The 15,901-nt window shown below is 66.1% G+C and carries 12 protein-coding genes; 6 read left to right on the top strand and 6 right to left on the bottom strand.

What is annotated here, in order from left to right; genetic code table 11:
• Nucleotides 1–7 precede the first annotated feature (7 nt).
• Together AAA989_RS01055 and AAA989_RS01050 are read right to left on the bottom strand one after the other, a co-directional pair.
• Nucleotides 8–565, bottom strand: coding sequence for a F0F1 ATP synthase subunit delta (locus tag AAA989_RS01055; RefSeq protein ID WP_338242163.1), 558 nt, complete (start codon nucleotides 563–565; stop codon nucleotides 8–10).
• Nucleotides 566–712: 147 nt separating this feature from the next.
• A complete protein-coding gene (locus AAA989_RS01050; RefSeq protein ID WP_338240566.1) occupies nucleotides 713–2,311 on the bottom strand; it encodes a S1 family peptidase in 1,599 nt (532 codons plus the stop codon).
• Between the two features lie 81 nt (nucleotides 2,312–2,392).
• Here AAA989_RS01050 and AAA989_RS01045 point away from each other — a divergent pair, with 81 nt between their 5' ends.
• The gene (locus tag AAA989_RS01045) at nucleotides 2,393–3,451 is read left to right on the top strand and encodes a bifunctional transcriptional activator/DNA repair enzyme AdaA (protein ID WP_338240565.1); all 1,059 of its coding nucleotides are present in this window, start codon (nucleotides 2,393–2,395) and stop codon (nucleotides 3,449–3,451) included.
• Nucleotides 3,452–3,460: 9 nt separating this feature from the next.
• Here the strand turns inward: AAA989_RS01045 and AAA989_RS01040 are convergent, their stop codons facing one another.
• The 4 genes from AAA989_RS01040 to AAA989_RS01025 all read right to left on the bottom strand — a co-directional run bounded on the left by AAA989_RS01040 (nucleotide 3,461) and on the right by AAA989_RS01025 (nucleotide 10,060).
• Nucleotides 3,461–5,041 carry a tetratricopeptide repeat protein gene (locus tag AAA989_RS01040; protein ID WP_338240563.1) on the bottom strand — a complete coding sequence of 527 codons (1,581 nt, stop codon included), beginning with the start codon at nucleotides 5,039–5,041 and terminating at the stop codon, nucleotides 3,461–3,463.
• A gap of 92 nt (nucleotides 5,042–5,133) precedes the next feature.
• Nucleotides 5,134–6,693, bottom strand: a complete 1,560-nt coding sequence (locus tag AAA989_RS01035) for a cryptochrome/photolyase family protein (RefSeq protein ID WP_338240562.1) — start codon at nucleotides 6,691–6,693, stop codon at nucleotides 5,134–5,136.
• A 38-nt stretch (nucleotides 6,694–6,731) separates the two neighbouring features.
• The gene (locus AAA989_RS01030; RefSeq protein ID WP_338240561.1) at nucleotides 6,732–7,802 is read right to left on the bottom strand and encodes a PAS domain-containing protein; all 1,071 of its coding nucleotides are present in this window, start codon (nucleotides 7,800–7,802) and stop codon (nucleotides 6,732–6,734) included.
• A gap of 86 nt (nucleotides 7,803–7,888) precedes the next feature.
• On the bottom strand, nucleotides 7,889–10,060 hold the full coding sequence (locus AAA989_RS01025; protein WP_338240559.1) for a primosomal protein N': 2,172 nt from the start codon (nucleotides 10,058–10,060) through the stop codon (nucleotides 7,889–7,891).
• A 53-nt stretch (nucleotides 10,061–10,113) separates the two neighbouring features.
• Here AAA989_RS01025 and AAA989_RS01020 point away from each other — a divergent pair, with 53 nt between their 5' ends.
• The 5 genes from AAA989_RS01020 (at nucleotide 10,114) to AAA989_RS01000 (ending at nucleotide 15,861) form a co-directional block, all read left to right on the top strand.
• Entirely contained in the window at nucleotides 10,114–10,806 is a 693-nt protein-coding gene (locus tag AAA989_RS01020; protein ID WP_338240558.1) for a DUF4197 domain-containing protein, read from the top strand.
• A gap of 53 nt (nucleotides 10,807–10,859) precedes the next feature.
• Complete coding sequence (gene cobT, locus AAA989_RS01015; protein WP_338240557.1) at nucleotides 10,860–12,683, top strand: cobaltochelatase subunit CobT; 1,824 nt, start codon at nucleotides 10,860–10,862, stop codon at nucleotides 12,681–12,683.
• Nucleotides 12,684–12,791: 108 nt separating this feature from the next.
• Nucleotides 12,792–13,289 (top strand): DUF2939 domain-containing protein, encoded by a 498-nt coding sequence (locus tag AAA989_RS01010; protein WP_338240556.1) that lies wholly within the window; start codon nucleotides 12,792–12,794, stop codon nucleotides 13,287–13,289.
• A gap of 197 nt (nucleotides 13,290–13,486) precedes the next feature.
• Nucleotides 13,487–14,926 carry a cysteine--tRNA ligase gene (gene cysS / locus AAA989_RS01005; protein WP_338240555.1) on the top strand — a complete coding sequence of 480 codons (1,440 nt, stop codon included), beginning with the start codon at nucleotides 13,487–13,489 and terminating at the stop codon, nucleotides 14,924–14,926.
• Entirely contained in the window at nucleotides 14,923–15,861 is a 939-nt protein-coding gene (locus AAA989_RS01000) for a D-2-hydroxyacid dehydrogenase (RefSeq protein ID WP_338240553.1), read from the top strand. Before cysS ends, AAA989_RS01000 begins: the two co-directional genes overlap by 4 nt.
• The last annotated feature ends 40 nt before the right edge of the window (nucleotides 15,862–15,901 follow it).

Here is a 15,901-nt window from a genome sequence, read left to right as displayed (position 1 = left end):
TGGCTACTCAGGCGGTCTTCATGGCCTGGGCGAGGGAGTTGAGACGGGTGCGGATCGAGCTGTCGATGCGCTTCGATCCGATGGTGACGACGAGCCCGCCCAGAAGGTCGGGATCGACGCGCGATTTCAGTTTGACGGTGCGGCCTTCGCGGGCGCGCAGCTTGCCTTCCAGCTCTGCCAGCTGGGCATCGGTAAGGGCATGGGCGCTGGCGACTTCTGCCTGCACTTCGCCGCGCTGGGCTGCGGCGATCGTGTGGAAGGCGCGGATGATATCCGGCAGTTTCGACACTCGGCGGTTTTCCGCCAGCACGCCGAGGAAGTTCTTCGTGAGATCCGAAAGCTGCAGGTAGCCGGCGATGCCGTCCATCACGGACGACAGCTGCGACCGGCTGATCTCCGGATTGTGGATGAGGGAGGCAAGTTCGCTTGATTCGCTCAGCGCGGCATCCAGCCGGTCGAGATCGGACTCGACAGCGGTTACCGTGCCAGATTCGCTGGCAAGATCGAACAGGGCCGAGGCGTAACGCCCGGCAAGGCTGGCCTGAATACCGGCGGAAAGCTCCACGCGCGATGTGTCCTTCAAGGTCCGAGAAACGGAAAAACTGGTTGCCTGTATCGGGATGCGCAGGGCGCACCCTCTTGATGGCTGGCGCGCGCCTAGCACCGAGGTAAAAATGATGCAACCCGAGTCCGGTCGCGGCAGGCCTGCCAATCAGCCCTGTTCGTCGCCGGAGTTCTCGCCGGGCAGTTCCATCGCCTCGGAGCAAGTGTAGACCAAGCGTTCGTTCGGGCGCTGGGGCAGGGCGGACATGATCGCGGCCTGATTGCTGCCCAGCTCCCGCGCGCCCGCCTCGTCAACGCCGCATTCGGGGGCGACGTAGCCGCCTCGCGCGGCCCGCGCATCGCGCATGGCCTCGAGATCGAGCAGGTAGCGTTCCATCACCAGCTCGCCGGCTTCGGGATCGAAGCGGTTCACCGAAACAGCCGCTTCGTTGGCAGGCACGAACACGCGGGTCCAGCGCCCGCCGGTCAAACCGTACTGCGTGCGCTGGTTGATGCATCCATCGCCCGACCATTCGACGGCAATGTCATCCTCGGGATCGCCGACCACCCGGCTGCGGTCCACGTCCAGCACGCAGGCCAGACTGCTGCCTGGCGGTGTGGCGGTGGGCGAGGGCGTGGCAATCGCGCCGGTCGGGCCTTCGGTTTCCACGCCGGCGCGCAGCGTTTCCTCCACCCGTTCGTCGATCTCGGCGAAGGCCGGGCGCGACACCCAGGCGATGACCGCACCCACCAGCGCCACCAGCGCCGTAGCCCCGGCGATGGATCGCATGCGCATGTCGCCCTTCAGATGGCTCCAGATAGCCGCCGCCCCGGCAGCCAGCGCTATGATGAACAGCAGCAGGGCGAGCGCCAATCCGTTGGACCGCGCGTCCATGACTTCATAAGTGATGGCCCGGCGCGCCTCGGCGGTCTGCTGCGCGAGCGCCTCCGCCTCGCGCTCCGCGCGCTCGGCCTCCAGATCGGCGCGTGCTTCGGCGCGGGCGATCTCTTCTGCTTCAAGGTCCGCCAGGCTGCGGCAGGGCAGCGAATTGAGGCGAGGTTGCACGTCGTTGGCGCGCAGAAACGGCAGCAGTTCGCGCGTGCTGATGGCGAAGAAGAACTCCGCGTCCGACCCGGCGCTTTCGGTGCCGAAGGAGTTGACGCCGACCACGCGCCCGCAATCGTCCAGCAGCGGGCCGCCCGAATTGCCGCGCGCGATGGGTGCGGTGTGGAGGATCGTGTCGAATTCGCGGCTCGGCCGGCGTCCCGACAGAAAGCCGGTCGCCATCACCGGCGGCTGCGCGCGGAAGATGTCCGCCTGTTCCAGCCCCTGCGCGCGGTCCACGTTGAGCGGATAGCCGACTGCCGTCACCGATCCGCTCTGCGCCGGGTTGCCGGCTATGGTGAGCGGCGGCAGGCCCAGCGGCTCGGTAAGTTCCAGCAGGGCAAGGTCGTTGCGCGGGCTGACCGACACCAGCCGCGCGTAGACGGCCTGCTGGCCCTCTGCCGGCACGACGCCGATCGACAGCCGCTCGTCCTCGATCGCCTCTGACACGACGTGGGCATTGGTGATGATCCTTTCGCCCCCTACGGCGAAGCCGGTGCCGTGAGAGACGGGAAAGATTTCCTCCCCGTCCTGGCCGATGATGATCACGCGCACCACGCCGCGCGCTGCCGCCTCTATATCGGCCGAATCGGCATGGGCCGGGGTTGCAGCCGCCATCACGGCGGCAAGCAACAGGGCGAAAACGGCGAGGATGCGTTGCATTGCCGCGCACATCTATACCACCCTGCATTGACCGCAAGCTTCGGGATGCGCACCCTCGACTGAGATGGCATATCTCCGGTCATGAACAGGATAGATGAAACCACCGCGCTGAGCGACGAGGATCGCTGGCAGATCGCGCTTGCGAAAGACCGTCGTTTCGACGGGGTGTTCGTGACCGGCGTGCATTCCACCGGCATCTATTGCCGCCCAAGCTGCCCGGCGCGTGCGCCCAAGCGCGAGAACGTGCGCTTCTATGCCTCGCCGCTGCAAGCCGAGGCGGCGGGCCTGCGGGCCTGCAAGCGATGTGCGCCCGACCAGCAAAGCCGCGAGGAGACGGCCATCCTTCGCGCCCTGGAGGTGCTGCGCGATGCCGACGGACCGGTTTCACTGGAGAGGCTTGGCGCGGCGACCGACTATTCGCCCACTCACTTGCAGCGCGTGTTCACGCGCGCGGTGGGCATGTCGCCTGCTGCCTATTCGAGGGCGCTGCGGCGCGAGCGGGCGGGAAAGGCCCTCTCGCGGGAAAGCCGGGTGACCGACGCCATCTACGAGGCAGGCTATTCGGCCCCCTCACGATTCTACGATGACATGAAGGACCGATTGGGCATGAGCGCGAAGGATCGCCGCGATGGCGGGAGGGGCAGGGTCATTCACTATGCCGTGATCGAGACGACCGTGGGCTCGATGCTGGTCGGGGCTACCGACCGGGGCGTATGCTGCCTGGCTTTCGGCGAAGGTGAAGCGGAACTGCGCGCGCGCTTTCCGAAGGCCGAGATCGTGGCTGCCGGGCCTGAGTTCAGGGCACTGTTCGAGAAGGTGGCAGGCGCGGTGGAAAGGCCCGGCACCGGGCAGGACATCCCGCTGGACGTACAGGGCACCGCCTTCCAGCAGCGCGTCTGGGAAGAGCTCCGCCGCATTCCCGCGGGCGAGACGCGCAGCTACGGCGAACTGGCCACGGCGCTCGGCAATCCCAAGGCCAGCCGCGCGGTGGGCGGGGCCAACGGCGCGAACCATGTCGCGGTGCTGATCCCCTGCCACCGCGTGATCGCGGCGGACGGCGGACTGGGCGGATACGCCTATGGCACCGAGATCAAGGCAGAACTGCTGCGGCGCGAAGGCGGGGAACGGACCGGGGACTAGGCCGACACCCTAGTCCTCCGGTTCCCAGTCGATCAGTTCGTCGATCATGGTGAGCGCGGCGTCCCTGTCGCCTTCGTTGATCTCGGCCATGATGTCGTCGAGGCCGGGCGGGCCGTCCTCGGTGTCGTCCTCGTCCCGCTGACCCTGGTTGTGACCACGGAAGGCGATCGGCTGGAGAACCGCCTTGGCGTCGCTCAGGCGATCTTCGAAGATCAGCTGGCGCGAAAGAAAGACCCGATAGCTCGGATCGCTGCCAGCGGTGTCGAAGGCCTGCTCCAGGGCGATGATCGCGTTTTCGGGCACTTCCATCCCGGCGGCGAGGTAGCTGTAGTAATAGGCGATGCGGGAGCGCGGGTCGTGCTCGTCGATGGCGAGGGCGTCGGCGGCATGGCGGACGGCACGTTCCTGCCAGGCGGGATCATCCTCCGCACGTTCGGACGCGACCCAGCTGGCGACCAGCGGGCCCATGATGGCGTTACCGTCGACCTCCTTGAGGCGTTCGGCCGTCGCCAGCGCGTCATCGTAGTCCTCGGCATAATAGAGAGCACGCGCCAGCAGGGCGAGGGCATGGGGATCGCTCGGCAGGGGATCGCCCGCCTTGCGGCGAATGTCCCCGGCAATTCCACGGGCCTCGTCCTTGTCGACACCGCGGCGCAGTTCCATTTCCTCGCGGATCAGGTCCTCCTCGATGGCCGTGAGACGGCGGATCTGCGGCTGCGGCTCCACATAGCCGGGGGTCGTCACGTCATAGCCGGGGAAGGCACCGTCGCGATACTGGCGCAGTTCGCGGTCGATCTGGTCGAGGTCGCCGAAGATGCGGCGCGCGGCGGTCAGGCTGTCTTCCCCTTCGCCGATGGCGACGAGGTATTCGTTGAGCTGCGCCAGGCGCGTGGGATCGAAATTGAGATAGTGGGCCAGCAGCCAGCCGGTGCCGTAGAACTGGTAACCCTCGTAGCCTGCAAGCTCGTGCTCCTGGTCCAGCATGTCCTCGAGCGGGAACTGGCGCAGCTGGAAGATCTGTGCCGCGCGGTACTGCGGCGGATCGCCCACGTGGAAGGTACCGTCGTCGTTGAAACGGATCGTCGCCAGCAGCTCTGCATAGCCTTCCACGTACCAGGCGGGATAGGCGGCGGGGAAATGCTGCATCATGAAGTAGTGGACGTATTCGTGCTGCAGAACGCTGACCGCATCGAGGCGCGCGACGCGGTTGCGGCTGCGATCCACGTCGACCACCGTCATCGAGCGGCGACGTTCCTCGCGCGCCGGACTGAAGGCCACCGAATCGCCGGCGCGGGGGATGTAGAATCCGGCCACGCCCGATGCGCCGGCCATGCGCCCGATGTCGCCGACATCGCCGAAGCGATAGACCGTCAGCTTGGTGGCGTCGGTCGGCTGCTCCTCGCCGATCGGCATGTTCTGGAGGTAGCGCAGCGCCATGTCGAACCGTTCGAGCTCGGCTGCGAAGCGGCGGACCTCTTCCTCCCCATCCTCCGAGATGATGACGAAATTGTTGGTTTCTGCCCGGTACCACTCGGCATGAGCCGGAGTCGCAACGAACAGTGCGGCGAAAGCCGCGATCAAAAGCCGCATGATAGTCCCCAGAAAGCGAATGTGATTCGTTCGGACGCCAGCTTAGCGGCGGTAATTTCGAATGAAACCTGAACTTTGGCGCAGTCCTCGGGTCATTCCCGGCGTGCCCATCCCCTGGTCGCCGATCCCAGTGAATCGAGGAACGTCTCCGCGCTGTCGAGGTAGGCCTTCTGCTTGTCCTCGCCCATCCGGTCCCAGGTGGAATAGATGCGCCCGATGCGATGGTTGCTTTCCAGCATGTCGCGGTGGCGATGCATGAAATGCCAGTAGAGCGGGTTGAACGGACAGGCATCCTCCCCGGTCTTCTTGCTGACCGAATAGCGGCATTCCTTGCAGTAGTCGGACATCTTGTTGATGTAGTTCCCGCTCGCCGCATAGGGCTTCGATGCCAGCTTGCCGCCGTCCGCATAGAGGATCATCGCAGAGACGTTGGGCAGCTCCACCCATTCGTAGGCATCGGCGTAGACGACAAGATACCAGTCCTGCACCTCCCGCGGATCGATGCCCGCCAGCAGGGCAAAGTTGCCGAGCACCATCAGCCGCTGGATATGGTGGGCATGGGCGTTGTCGCGGGTGGAGCGCACGCAATCGGCGATGCAGCGCATGTCGGTCTCGCCGGTCCAGTAGAATTCCGGCAGGGCGCGCTGCGCGTTCAGCGCGTTGCGGCTCTGCAGGTCAGGCATGAAATACCAGTAGAACCCGCGCACGTATTCGCGCCAGCCGATCAGCTGGCGAATGAATCCCTCGACGCTGTTGAGCGGGGCCTTGCCGTCGCGATAGGCCTTCTCTGCGCGCCGACACAGTTCCAGCGGATCGAGCAGGCCCAGGTTGATGCTGGTGGACAGCATCGAATGATACAGATCGTCCTCTCCGTGCACCATCGCATCCTGGTAGGGGCCGAACTTCTCGATCCGCTCGGCAAAGAAGCGGTCTGCGGCCTCTTCGGCCTCTTCGCGGGTTACGGGCCACTCGAAGTTGCCGAGATTGCCGAAATGATCGCCGAAGCGGTCCTCGACCAGTGCGATCACCTCGCGGGTCATCTCGTCGGGTTCGAACTTGGCCCGTTCCGGCGGGTCCATGTCGTCGTCGGGGCTTTCGCGGTTCTGCTTGTCGAGGTTCCAGTCGCCGCCTTCGGGCTTGTCGCCATCCATGAGCAGGCCGGTCTTGCGGCGCATCTCGCGGTAGAAGTATTCCATCCGCAGCGTGTCGCGGCCTTCCGCCCAATCGCGGAATTCGGAAAGGCTGGCGATAAAGCGATCGTCGGGCAGGATTTCCACCTCGCAATCGAACTTGTCGGGCCATTCCTCGATGGCCTGCTGCACCCGCCACTCGCCTGCCTCCACCACGTGGATGGCGCGGGGATCGTGGCGCTCCACCGCGCGCGCCACCTCTCCGGTAAAGCTGCCCGCGTTATCCTCGTCGTCGAGGCGGATGTAATCGACCTGCCACCCGGCGTCGCGCAGGTCGGCGGCAAAGTGACGCATGGCGGAAAAGATCAGGGCGATCTTCTGCTTGTGGTGGCGGACGTAGGTCGCCTCGTCCCACACCTCCATCATCAGGATGACGGTATCGTCCTTGATGCGCCCCCTGATGGAGGCAAGATCGCGCGTCAGCTGATCGCCGAGTATCGGAACAAGGACGGGATTGGCCATGCAAGGCGAACCGGGCGATTGGCCAGGAGTTCCGCGAACTATTCTTCGGGCAGCAGGGCCCCGGTGTGGAAACTGATGGTGACTTCGGTGCCGTCCTTGCCCGTTTCCACGCTCAGCTTGCCCTCGAGCCGGTCGACCAGCTCGCGCACGATGCGCGCGCCCAGACTGCCGTCGTTGGGCCAGTCGACCCCCTCGGGTATTCCCTTGCCGTTATCCGACACCTGCAGACATACCGTCTCGCCGTCGTCCACGTGCCACAACCGCACGTCCACCTTGCCGTCGCGGCCCGCCTCGAAAGCGTGTTGCAGGGCATTGGTGAGCAGTTCGGAAACCAGCAGGCCCATCTGCGAGGCGGAATCGACCGATGCGCGCAGTTCGTCCGTTTCCAGGTTCATGCGCACCTCGCGGTGTCCGTCCAGCATGTTGAGGGCGCTGCAAACGCGCGAGATATAGGCGCCGAGCGCCACGGTATCGGCCGCCGTCGAGCCGGGACGCGAGAATTCGTCGTACAGCAGGTTCAGCGCCTCGACCCGGTTGGCCAGCACCTTCAGCGAGCTGCCGGTATCGGTGGACTTCTTCGATTCCATGCGGATGAGCGAAAGCAGCAGCGCAAGGTGGTTCTTCACCCGGTGCTGCACCTCGCGCAATTGCTCGTCCAGCTTGGCGGCACGCGCGGCGATCGTGCGGTCTTTCGGCTGTTCGGACTGGATGCCGAGGAAATGCGTGATCTCGCCATCCTGCTTCAGGGGCGAAAGCAGCAGGCGGTTGATGAATTCCTCTCCCGTGGAGCGGTAATTCAGGATGTCCACGGTGACCTCTCGGCCCTGTTCCAGCGCCTCGCGGATGTCGCGGCGATCGCTATCGTTGGTCTTGGGGCCCTGCAGGAACCGGCAGTTGCGCCCGATCACGGCATCGCGATTGTAGCCCGTGACGCGTTCGAACGCGCTGTTCACGTAGATCAGCGGCATGTCTTCCAGCTGCGCATCGGCGATGACCAGCGAAAACGGCAGGTCCTCCATGGTCTCGCGCGAGATGCCCACGGGGAACGGGGGCGGATTGCCAGGATCGATTGCCGGGTTTTGCTTCTCGTCGCTGATCGACTTGGTCATCTGTTCGTAATTCCTGCAAGTTTCCGCCCTGCTATCGCCCTTCGCCAACCTGCGCAAGATTGATGCCCGGCTCCAGTGTATGCCCGTCAGACGAAGCTGTAGGGGTCGATATCCACGCCAATACGAACGCCCGGCGGATGATCCAGTTTCGACAGCCAGAGCCGGATGACCTGCTGGAGCTCGGCGCTCCTCCTCGCATTGAGCAGCAGGCGATAGCGATAGCGCCCGCGCAGCAGCGCCATCGGGGCTGGGGCGGGGCCCAGCACCTGCACATCGTCCACCCGCGGGCGCGTATCGCCCAGCCGCTGCGCCGCCTCGCGCGCTTCCTTCTCGTCCTCGCTGGATACGATGATCGCGGCCCAGCGGCCAAAGGGCGGGGCACCGGCGTAGCGGCGCGCCTCCGTCTCGGCCTCGTAGAACGCATCGCGGTCGCCTGCCTCCAGCGCGGCGATGACGGGCGCCTCGGGATGCCGCGTCTGGATCAGCACTTCGCCCGGCTTCGCCCCGCGTCCGGCGCGGCCTGCCACCTGCGCCACCTGCTGATAGGTGCGCTCGGCGGCGCGCAGGTCGCCGCCCTCCAGGCCAAGGTCGGCGTCGATCACCCCCACCAGCGTCAGTTCGGGGAAGTGGAAGCCCTTGGTCACCAGCTGCGTGCCCACGATCACGTCGATGGCTTTCGCTTCCGCCATGGCGACGAATTCGGCGGCCTTCTCGGGTGAATTCAGGGTGTCCGAGGTCACTACTGCCACGCGCGCCTCGGGCAGCAGTTCGGCCACCTCGTCGGCGATCCGTTCCACGCCGGGGCCGCAGGCGACAAGGCAATCGGGCTCGCCGCATTCGGGGCATTTCTCCGGCGGCGCGGTTTCGTGTCCGCAGTGGTGACATGCCAGGCGCTTACTGAGGCGATGCTCGACAAGCCACGCGCTGCAATTCGGACACTGGAAGCGAAAGCCGCAATGACGGCACAGCGTCAGCGGAGCATAGCCCCGGCGGTTGAGGAACAGCAGCGATTGCTCGCCTTTCTCCATCCGGTCGAACAGGGCCCGGCGCAGCGGGGGCGCGATCCATGCGCCGCTGCCGGGCTTTTCCTCGGTCAGGTCCACCAGCTGTATGTCGGGCATTTGCGCCCCGCCAAAGCGGCTCGGCAACACCAGCTTCTCATAGGTTCCGCTGTCGGCCATGTGCAGGCTTTCCAGCGCCGGCGTGGCGCTGGCGAGGATAACCGGCACGCTTTCGAAACGGGCGCGCATCACGGCCACGTCGCGGGCGTTGTAGCGCACGCCGTCGTCCTGCTTGAAACTGATCTCGTGCGCCTCGTCCACGACGATCAGGCCCAGCCTGGCATAGGGCAGGAACAGCGCCGAGCGCGCGCCCACCACCACCTGCGCTTCCCCGCTGGCGATGGCGCGCCAGGCGCGGCGGCGCTCGGTGCTCTTCAGCGAGGAATGCCAGACGACCGGCGCGGCTCCGAAGCGTTCCTCGAACCGCGAGAGGAAGGCCTCGGTCAGGGCGATTTCGGGCAGCATCACCAGCACCTGCCGGTCGGCGGCGATCGCCGCGCCGATGGCTTCGAAATAGGTTTCGGTCTTGCCCGATCCCGTCACGCCGTCGAGCAGGATCGGGGCGAACTCGTGCGCTTCCACCGCCGCGACCAGCCGGTCCGCCACTTTCCGCTGATCGTTCGAGAGGTCGGGCAGGTGATGATCGGCGCTGGCGCGCGGGTAGGGGCGGTCGACGTCCACCTCCACCGGCTCCAGCACGCCCTGATTCACCAGGCCCCGCAGCACGCCTTCGGATACGCCTGAGAGGCCGGACAGTTCGCGGATCGTCGCCTGCTCGCCCTCCAGCGCCTCAATCGCCTGCTGGCGCTGCGGCGTCATGCGTTCGGGCGCGCCGCCGGTCAGCCGGTATTCGGTCATCGTCGCCGCCCCGCGCAGCGCGCCGCCGCTGGCGATCACCATGCGCGCCACGGCAGCCATGGGAGCGACGTAGTAGTCGGCGGTCCATTCGATCAGGCGGCGCAGTTCGGCGCGGATGGGCGGAACGTCGAGAACCGCCAGCAGGCCCCGCAGTTTTTCCTCGGGCACCGGATTGGTCGGCAAGCGTTCATCTTCCCACACTATGCCCGTGACTTGTCTCGGTCCGAGCGGCGCGACGACGACGGAGCCGTGTTCTACCGCCATGCCTTCCGGCACGCGGTAGTCCAGCGGGCCGAGCGCGGCGTTCATGACCAGGAGGCGGGCGCGGGTTGCAGGCATCGCTCGCCATATGGGCAATGCCCATGCCTGCGGGCAAGAAGAGGAAAGACCTTATGACCGAATTCGCCGCTTCGCCGACCAGTCGCCGTGCCTTCATCGGCGGCGCTCTCGCTTCGGGCACGCTGCTGCTGCCCGGCTGCCAGAGCATGGGAAGCTGGAGCCTGACCGATGCCATCCGGCAATTGCTCTATCTCTCCAGCGAACGCGCCTTCGCGCGGCTGACCGCGCCCGGCGGCTTCTGGGACGAGCAGGTGGCTGCCCTGGGCCTGGCGGACATGATCGGTTCGCGCGGCGGCGTGCTCTCCAGCATCCTCACCTCCACCCTGTTCAAGAACCGGCTGGAGGACGCCTTTGCCGATGTCGCCATCGAAGGGGCCGCGCGTGCCGCACCGATCGTGGCCGACGCCGTGCGCGTCATCGGCATCAGCAACGCGCTGGCGCTGGTGAACGGTGGACCGACGGCGGCCTCGCAATTCCTGCGCGGCAGCATGGGCACCACGCTGGTGGAGGCCATGGTGCCCGAACTGGGCGATGCCCTGCGCGTGGCGAACGAACCGCTGGTGGCCGAACTGCTCGCGGGACTTACCGGCGTCGACGTGGGCGGCGTCGCACGCAATCTCGCCACCACGGTGGACAACGCCATCTGGACCGAAATGGGCGTGGAGGAAGCGGAGATCCGCCGCAATCCCCGCGCCACCAACGATCCGCTGCTGATCGGCGTGTTCGGCGGTGCCAACGCACTATAAGGTCTTGCGCAAGCCGGGGCGCAGTCTTTAGGCAGCGCGCGAGAACGCTGCAGATGTCCGACGAATCCCCTCTCGACAGGTTCAAGAACGCGCTGACCGGCGCGGCGCGGGCGATTGCGCGCGATCCGGAGGCGGATATCGGGTGGACGGCGGACCAGCCGAGCGAAACCGGAAAGTCCGCCCGCGTGCCCATGCCGGGGCGCGACGTCTCGCCCGAACAGGCCCGCGAGGCGCGCGGCTTTGCCGACAGTTTCGCGCTGCGCCTGCGCCATCACAGCGGCGCCCTGCACGCGAAGAAGCGCCCCGACGATGCAGAGGCGCGCGCCTGTTACGATGCCATCGAACGCGCCCGGTACGAGGCCATCGGCGAGACCGAATACGCCGGCATGCGCTCTAACATGGAAGCCATGGTGGAAAGGCGCGTGGCGAGCGATCCCATCAGCCGGGCCGAGACGGCCGAGGACGTGCCGTTGCACACCGCGCTGGGCCTGATGCTGCGCGAACAGCTGACCGGCCAGCCGATCCCCGCCTCCGCCCGCGAGGGCGTGGAAATGGTGCGCGAATACGTGGAAAGCCGCACCGGCGACGATTTCGAGCAGTTGCGCGATGCCCTGCACGACCAGTCGGCCTTCCAGAAGCTGGGCCTCGACATGCTGCGCCATCTCGACATGGTGCCGATGGAGCCGGAGGACCTCGACGGGTTCGACGACGACGACGAATCCGAGGACGGCCAGGACGAGACCGAGACCGACAGCGAGGACGAGGACGGCGCCGACCAGTCCGACCAGCCGGAGACCCGCGCCGAAGGGGCCGAAGGCGAGGAAGGCGAGGGCGAGGAGCAGGACGAGGCCACCGGCGACGAAAACCTGGCCGAAGGCGATCCGGGCGACGACGGCGAGGAATTCCAGCTGCCCCAGCGCAAGAATGCGCCCTGGCAGGACATTCCCAATACCTTCGATTACCAGGCCTTCACCACCAGCTTCGACGAAGTGGTCGAGGCCACCGAACTGTGCGATTTCGAGGAACTGGACCGGCTTCGTGCCTACCTCGACAGCCAGTTGGCGGGCCTTGCCGGCGTGGTGACGCGGCTGGCCAACCGCCTGCAGCGCCGCCTGATGGCGCAGCAGAACCGCAGCTGGGATTTCGACCAGGAGGAAGGCCTGCTGGACGCCGCCCGCCTGGCGCGCGTGGTCATAAGTCCCGGCCAGTCGCTCAGCTACAAGGTGGAGCAGGAGCAGGACTTCAAGGATACCGTCGTCACGCTGCTGATCGACAATTCCGGCTCCATGCGTGGCCGTCCCATCTCCATCGCGGCGATCAGCGCCGATATCCTTGCGCGCACGCTGGAACGCTGCGGGGTGAAGGTGGAAATCCTGGGTTTCACCACCCGCGCCTGGAAAGGCGGGCAGAGCCGCGAGAAGTGGCTGGCCGACGGACGCCCGGAGAATCCGGGCCGTCTGAACGACATCCGCCACATCATCTACAAGAAGGCCGACGAGCCCATGCGCCGCGCGCGCCGCTCGCTCGGCCTGATGATGCGCGAGGGCCTGCTGAAGGAAAACATCGACGGCGAGGCGCTGCTATGGGCGCACGAACGCCTGCTGGCCCGCCCGGAAGAGCGCCGCATCCTGATGGTTATATCCGACGGCGCGCCGGTGGACGATTCCACCCTGTCCGTGAACTCCGCGGGCTATCTCGAAGCGCACCTGCGCAAGGTGATCGAGTGGATCGAGAAGGTGTCCCCCGTCCAGCTGGTCGCCATCGGCATCGGCCATGACGTGACGCGCTATTACAAGAAGGCGGTGACGATCATGGACGCCGAGCAGCTTGGCGGCACGATCATCGAACAGCTGGCCGCCTTGTTCGATATGGAGTGATCGAAAGGGTCGCTCTCTGGCGCCTGCCAAAGCCCATGAAATGAAGCGGGCCGACGAGGCGGGCAGGCTTGCGGGAAAGATCGAGGGTGTCGGTGCGTTCACCCACTCATGAAGAAACTCCTCGCTTTCGTCCTCCTCATCGGTCTCGTTATCGGCGGCTGGTACTTCGCCTCTCCATGGCTGGCCATGAAGGGCCTCGCCGATGCGGCGGCGGCCAACGATACCGCCGAACTGGAGGAGCGGGTCGACTTTCCCGCCTTGCGCGCCTCTGCCAGTGAGCAGATCAGCGAGGCCACCCGGCGGCGGCGAGGGCAGGGCGGCGTGGTCGACCAGATCGGCGGCGCGCTTGCCGAGCGGCTTGGTCGCGCGGCGGTGGAGCGGGCGCTGACGCCCGAAATGGTCGGCAATCTGGTGGTGAGCGGCAGCTTTGCCGCAGGCCTGTTGCCCGAACGGCTGCGCGGACAGGAAATCGAGTGGGACGTGGAACGGCAGGGGCTGGGGAGCTTCCGCGCCGTCGGCACCTTCGAGGATGGGACCGGCGGCCCCATCCTGCTGTTCGCCCGCGACGGGCTGGGCTGGAAGCTGACCGGGTTCGAACTGCCCTAGCAGCCATGTCCTACAGGCTGGCAGGCAGGCAATCCCCTTCGCATGTCCAGCCGCCCGCATTTTCGGGGCACCATGCCCGCCTGCAAAGGCGGCCAATCGCGAGGCGGTCTTTTCGCTTCAGGACAGTGTTCCATGTGTTCCACATTAGCGAGCACACGCTTGTCCCCCGCTGCCGCCCGCTATAAGCGAACCGCGCAATGGCTGACCTGAAACTGTTCAACTCCCTCACGCGGCAGATAGAGCCGTTCGTGCCCGTCCACGAAGGCGAGGCGCGCGTCTACACCTGCGGGCCGACGGTCTATAATTACCCGCACATAGGCAACATGCGCGCCTATGTCTTTGCCGACGTTCTGGGCCGGACGCTGAGCTGGAAGGGCTACAGGCTTACCCACGTCATCAACATCACCGATGTCGGCCACCTGACCGACGATGCCGACGCGGGCGAGGACAAGCTGGAAAAGGCCGCGGCGGAACGCGCGCAATCGATCTGGGATATCGCCCGGCACTATACCGAGGCCTACTGGCAGGACGTGAAGGCGCTCAACATCCGCCAGCCGGCGCACTGGTCCGTGGCGACGGATTACATCGAGGAGATGCTGGAATTCGCGAAGAGCATCGCGGACAAGCACTGCTACGAGCTCGACAGCGGCCTCTACTTCGACGTTTCGACCGTCGAGGATTACGGACGCCTTGCCCGCGCCGTGACGGAGGAAGGCGAAGGCCGGATCGAAACCGTCGAAGGCAAGCGCAACGCGGCCGACTTCGCCATCTGGCGCAAGACACCCGCGGGCGAGAAACGGCAGATGGAATGGGACAGCCCGTGGGGCCGCGGCGCGCCCGGCTGGCACCTGGAATGCTCCGTCATGGGCGAAAAGCTGCTCGGCTTCCCGTTCGATATCCATACCGGCGGCATCGACCACCGCGAAATCCACCATCCCAACGAGATCGCGCAGAACCAGGCCTTCTGCGGCTGCGGCGGCCTGTCGGATGCCGCGAACAGCGGCGCGCGCATGTGGATGCACAACAACTTCCTGGTCGAGCGATCGGGCAAGATGAGCAAGAGTTCGGGCGAATTCCTGCGGCTGCAACTGCTGATCGACAAGGGCTACCACCCGCTCGCCTACCGCATGATGTGCCTGCAGGCGCACTACCGCAGCGAGCTGGAATTCAGCTGGGAAGGGCTGGAAGCGGCGCTGACGCGGCTGAAGCGGATGGTAATGCAGGCGGAGAGGCAGAAGGATGCCGAGGCCGGAACACCGGATCATCCCAGGTTCGCTCCGCTGCTCGAAAAGTTCGATGCTGCCATCAGCGACGACCTCAACACCGCCATTGCTCTCACCGCGCTGGAGGATGCCCTGGCGGTGAAGAAGGTGGACGCCGGGATCAAGCGCGCCGTCGTGGAAACGATGGACGCGGTCCTCGGCCTTGGCCTGATGGAGCTTTCTCGCGAGGACCTTCGCATTCGCCCGAAGTCTGCCGAAATCACCGAAGGCGAGATCGAGGAGGCGCTTGCCCGCCGCAAGGCCGCCCGTGCGGAAAAGGACTTTGCCACGTCCGATGCCTTGCGCGATGAGCTTGCGGCGAAAGGCGTGGAAGTGATGGACGGCGATCCGCTGGGCTGGGAATGGGCGCTTTGACCCGCGCCGTTCTTCCGGAATGGGCGCGTGAGGGGATCGAGCCGCACCTGCCCGACTGGATCGATGCCGCCTGGTGGAGCGACGAGGACGAATTGCTCGACCTGGCCCCCGGCGCGCAGATCGGCTGGTTCGACATGCACGTGAAGCCACCGGCACTTGCGGCCATCGACAGGGCGCAGGGCCTGGAATGGCTGTGCAGCGCCTATGCGGGCGTGGACTGGATGCCGCTTGCCGAACTCAAGCGGCGCGGCGTCGTGCTGTCTTGCGGTGCGGGTCTGGCATCTAACCAGGTGGCGGAATTCGCCGTGATGTCGATGCTGGCGGCGGCGCGCGGATATCGCGACATCGTGCGCGCGCAGGATCGCCGCGAATGGCTCGGCTGGCCGCCCTCCATGCGGGAGATGGATGGCAGCCGGGCGCTTATCCTTGGCTACGGGTCGATCGGCCAGGCGATTGCCCGGATGCTGGGCGGTTTCGGCGTGGACTGCGTCCCCGTTCGCAGCAGGTCGGGCAAGGGCGTGCTCGGCCCCGACGATTGGCGCGCGCAATTGGGCAGCTTCGACTGGGTGATCCTCTCCTTGCCGCATACGCCGGATACGGCGGGCATGTTCGGCGCCGACGAATTCGCGGCGATGAAGGACGATGCCTGGTTCGTGAATTACGGGCGCGCCGAGGTCGTCGACCAGGATGCTCTCGTTTCTGAACTGGAGGCAGGGAGCATAGGCGGTGCAATCCTCGACCTGACGGAGCCTGAGCCCTTGCCGCCCGACCACAAGCTGTGGTCGCTGGACAATGCGCATGTCACCATGCACCTTTCCGGCATCCCCAACGCTGCCAGCCGGGCTCGCGCGGCGAAGCGGTTCCTGGCCAACTGCGAGAAGTTCCGCGCCGGAGAGGTGCTGGAGGGCCAGGTGGACCTCGATCGAGGATACTAGCGACCTCAAGAACGCGGATCGAGGAACTGAGCAGCAAGCT

Source organism: Aurantiacibacter hainanensis (assembly GCF_036321025.1).
GTDB lineage: Bacteria > Pseudomonadota > Alphaproteobacteria > Sphingomonadales > Sphingomonadaceae > Alteraurantiacibacter > Alteraurantiacibacter hainanensis.
This window is presented reverse-complemented; position numbering and strand designations above follow the sequence as displayed.

Excerpts from the sequence above, each read along its gene's own strand:
- AAA989_RS01050 (WP_338240566.1), bottom strand. The coding sequence starts at position 2,311 with ATGCAACGCATCCTCGCCGTTTTCGCCCTGTTGCTTGCCGCCGTGATG.
- AAA989_RS01045 (WP_338240565.1), top strand. The coding sequence starts at position 2,393 with ATGAACAGGATAGATGAAACCACCGCGCTGAGCGACGAGGATCGCTGG.
- AAA989_RS01040 (WP_338240563.1), bottom strand. The coding sequence starts at position 5,041 with ATGCGGCTTTTGATCGCGGCTTTCGCCGCACTGTTCGTTGCGACTCCG.
- AAA989_RS01035 (WP_338240562.1), bottom strand. The coding sequence starts at position 6,693 with ATGGCCAATCCCGTCCTTGTTCCGATACTCGGCGATCAGCTGACGCGC.
- AAA989_RS01030 (WP_338240561.1), bottom strand. The coding sequence starts at position 7,802 with ATGACCAAGTCGATCAGCGACGAGAAGCAAAACCCGGCAATCGATCCT.
- AAA989_RS01025 (WP_338240559.1), bottom strand. The coding sequence starts at position 10,060 with ATGCCTGCAACCCGCGCCCGCCTCCTGGTCATGAACGCCGCGCTCGGC.
- AAA989_RS01020 (WP_338240558.1), top strand. The coding sequence starts at position 10,114 with ATGACCGAATTCGCCGCTTCGCCGACCAGTCGCCGTGCCTTCATCGGC.
- cobT (WP_338240557.1), top strand. The coding sequence starts at position 10,860 with ATGTCCGACGAATCCCCTCTCGACAGGTTCAAGAACGCGCTGACCGGC.
- AAA989_RS01010 (WP_338240556.1), top strand. The coding sequence starts at position 12,792 with ATGAAGAAACTCCTCGCTTTCGTCCTCCTCATCGGTCTCGTTATCGGC.
- cysS (WP_338240555.1), top strand. The coding sequence starts at position 13,487 with ATGGCTGACCTGAAACTGTTCAACTCCCTCACGCGGCAGATAGAGCCG.